This is a genomic window from Microbacterium sp. 5K110, assembly GCF_005774735.1.
Classification (GTDB): domain Bacteria; phylum Actinomycetota; class Actinomycetes; order Actinomycetales; family Microbacteriaceae; genus Microbacterium.
Genome location: NZ_VBUM01000149.1, coordinates 1 through 2,973, shown reverse-complemented (window position 1 = coordinate 2,973; position 2,973 = coordinate 1). Strand labels below are relative to the sequence as shown.

General features: G+C 72.9%; 4 protein-coding genes. 2 read left to right on the top strand and 2 right to left on the bottom strand.

The genetic code is table 11. From position 1 onward, the window contains the following. The first annotated feature begins 288 nt into the window (after positions 1-288). Positions 289-792 (top strand): SRPBCC family protein, encoded by a 504-nt coding sequence (locus tag FE256_RS17690; protein WP_138178265.1) that lies wholly within the window; start codon positions 289-291, stop codon positions 790-792. Beyond that, positions 789-2,264, top strand: coding sequence for a phytoene desaturase family protein (locus FE256_RS17685; protein WP_138178263.1), 1,476 nt, complete (start codon positions 789-791; stop codon positions 2,262-2,264). Before FE256_RS17690 ends, FE256_RS17685 begins: the two co-directional genes overlap by 4 nt. 46 nt (positions 2,265-2,310) lie before the next feature. Here FE256_RS17685 and FE256_RS18315 read toward each other — a convergent pair whose 3' ends face one another. Further along, positions 2,311-2,469, bottom strand: a complete 159-nt coding sequence (locus FE256_RS18315) for a hypothetical protein (protein ID WP_171024413.1) — start codon at positions 2,467-2,469, stop codon at positions 2,311-2,313. A 192-nt stretch (positions 2,470-2,661) separates the two neighbouring features. Beyond that, a partial coding sequence (locus FE256_RS18310) for a hypothetical protein (protein ID WP_171024412.1) occupies positions 2,662-2,973 on the bottom strand: 312 nt, incomplete at its 5' end.

Sequence of the window (2,973 nt, the reverse complement as noted above, 5' to 3'; positions counted from 1 at the left end):
GGCTCCGGGCGTGTTCGGGGTGGTCGGCGGATCGATGGGCGAGGGGGCCGAGGAGATCATGCATCCACCCTGCTCCGTTCCCGCCGGGTCGGGGAGGGCCTACCGATCGTCGGCGACAGGGTGTATCCCCGGGAGGCGATGTTCGCCGAGAAGCTCGCTAACCGTCGCCGGGCGCCCGCGCAACCATCGTGACCTCTCGGCCCGCGGCCCCGTAGCGTGGTCGGTATCCGGTCGGGAGTCCGGGCTCCGGCCGCTCTCTCGGACCGGGGACGAGGAGGAGTTCCCCCGATGGCTCGTAATGTGCGACTGCTGCAGTGCTCACCCGACGATGTCTTCCGCGTCCTGGCCAACGGATGGCTGTATCCGCTGTGGGTGGTGGGTGCCTCGCGCATGCGCGACGTCTCCGAGGCGTGGCCGGCCGAGGGGGCGGAGCTTCATCACTCGTTCGGCTCTTGGCCCGCGCTCGTGAACGACACGACCGTGATGCGCGTGTGGGAGCCTCCGTACCGCGCGGTCCTCGAGCCGCACGGGGGTCCCATCGGCGTCGCGCGGGTCTCGATCGACGTCAAGGCGCGCGGTGAGGTGTGCGTCGTGCGTCTGCAGGAAGAGCCGGTGACGGGGCCGACGAAGCTGTTGCCCGACGTGGTGTTCGACGCGATCACCCGGTGGCGCAATGCCGAGACGCTCCACCGGCTGGCATACCTGGCCGAGGGTGGGGCTCCCGGAACCACCGGGGGCGCCGCGGCGATCGGCCGGTCCTCGACGGCGGAGCAGGAGCCGGTGCAGCGATGAGCGAGAGCTATGACGCCATCGTCGTGGGGTCGGGCCCGAACGGTCTGGCCGCCGCGGTGACCCTGGCGCGGTCCGGGCTGTCGGTCGCCCTGTACGAGCGTCAGACGACGCTCGGCGGCGCGGCATCCACCGGCGAGTTGACTCTCCCCGGATTCCGTCACGATCTGGGGTCGGCGGTGCATCCGCTCGCCCTGGAGTCGTGGTTCTTCCGCGAGTTCGGGCTGGAACGGCGCATCCCCTTCATCGTCCCCGAGGTCTCGTTCGCCCACCCGCTGGACGGCGCCCGCGCCGGCCTGGCCTTCCGCGACCTGGACCGCGCGGCCGAGGCGATCGGCCGTGACGGAGCGGCGTACACGCGACTCATGTCACCGCTCGTGTCGCATCTGCGGGGGGTCGCCGACTTCACCGGCAACGCGCTGCTGCGGGTACCCGGTGACCCTCTCGCGGCGGTGTTCTTCGGTCTCCGGGCCCTCGAGCAGGGTGGCCCCTGGTGGAACGCGCGATTCCGCGAGGACACGGCTCCGGCGATGATCACGGGCGTCTCGGCGCACTCGATCCTGGCGCAGCCGAGCCTGGCGGCCGGCGGCGCGGGACTGGTCCTGGCCACCTATGCGCACGGTCGCGGCTGGCCGATCCCCGTCGGGGGCAGCCAGTCGATCACCGATGCGATGGTCGCCGATCTGCGCGCGCACGGGGGTGTCGTGCACACGGGTGTCGACGTCGCCGACGTGCGGCAGCTGCCCCCCGCGCGTGCCGTCCTGCTGGACGTCACTCCGCGGGCCCTCGTCCGGCTGGTGGGTGACCGGATGCCGTGGGCGTACCGCCGTGCGATGGAGCGCTTCCGCTACGGCGGTGGGGTGGCCAAGATCGATTTCGCTTTGTCCGCCCCGGTGCCCTGGGCCGATCCCGATGTCGCCCGGACGGGGACGGTTCACATCGGCGGGACGCGCGCCGAGATCGCCGCGGCCGAGAATGCGGTGGTCCGCGGGGAGCTGCCGGACGCGCCGTACGTGCTGGCCTCGCAGCCGTCGCTGTTCGATCCGACCCGTGCGCCCGCGGGACGTCACGTGCTGTGGGCGTACACGCACGTCCCGGCGGGGAGCGCCGTCGACCGCGAAGCGGCCGTCGTCGCGCAGATCGAGCGCTTCGCTCCCGGGTTCCGCGACACGATCCTGGCTTCGTCGTCCCGTACGGCGGTCGACATCGCCGGGTGGAACCCCAACTTCCCAGGCGGAGACATCTCGGCGGGCGCACCGTCGCTGCCACAGCTGGTCGGTCGGCCCGTGTACAGCCCCGACCCGTGGCGGACACCGGTGCGGGGCGTGTACCTGTGTTCGTCGTCGACCAGCCCCGGCCCGGGTGTCCACGGGCTCGCCGGATGGCAGGCAGCGCTCAGCGCGCTGCGTCACGAGTTCGGGACCCGGGTGCGCCCCGACCTCGCTCCGCGGGACGATCAGCTCGCGCCCGGGTAGGGGGGGGCCGTGGCCCGCTGCCGGATCCGTCCGACAGCGGGGCGACTCAGTCGATCGGGCCGGCGGGGGACGCGTCGGTGTCGGCGGACTCGTCGGCGTCGTGCTGCGCCGCGGCACCCTCTTCGGGTGACTCCGAGCCGGCGCCGTTGCTGTCGGCGTCGGGGGCGTCGTCGTCCGGGCGGTCGGATGCGGTGTGGTCGGTCATGAGACTCCCGTCCTCGTGCGCCGGGGGATCGGCGACTCCGCTGACGCTGGCACATCCCGCCACCGGTGTCCAGGGCCTGGCGCGCCCGTACGGATCAGAGGGGGAGGATCCCGTAGCGCGCGGCGAACTCGGCGCGCCCGGCATCCTCGAGATCGTCCGCTTCGTCGCGGAGGTCGAGCGCTGCAGCGGGGCTCACAGGAAAGGCGCGAGAGCGCCGGCGGTGAGGGCGAACGCCATCGCCGCGCTCCCGGCCGCGGTCGCGAGAATCACGACGGCGCGCTCGGTGCGGCGCCGTTGGGCGGTGTTGACGGGATCGGTGGTGGAGCGCAGGGACGACTTCGCGGTCTCGAGCTCGTCGTAGCGTCCGATCGGCACGCCGTGCGCGTCGCGGGCGACGAAGCCGCCGGCCACGCGATCGACGCAGCCGAAGTACTCTCCGCCGCGGTGCGCGACCCAGAACCCGGAGTCGACCTTGGCCCACATCACCCGTGCGTGGGCGAGGGC

What these genes read in the sequence shown, in the direction of transcription:
- FE256_RS17690 (WP_138178265.1), top strand. Translation starts at nt 289, where the DNA reads ATGGCTCGTAATGTGCGACTGCTGCAGTGCTCACCCGACGATGTCTTC.
- FE256_RS18315 (WP_171024413.1), bottom strand. Translation starts at nt 2,469, where the DNA reads ATGACCGACCACACCGCATCCGACCGCCCGGACGACGACGCCCCCGAC.
- FE256_RS17685 (WP_138178263.1), top strand. Translation starts at nt 789, where the DNA reads ATGAGCGAGAGCTATGACGCCATCGTCGTGGGGTCGGGCCCGAACGGT.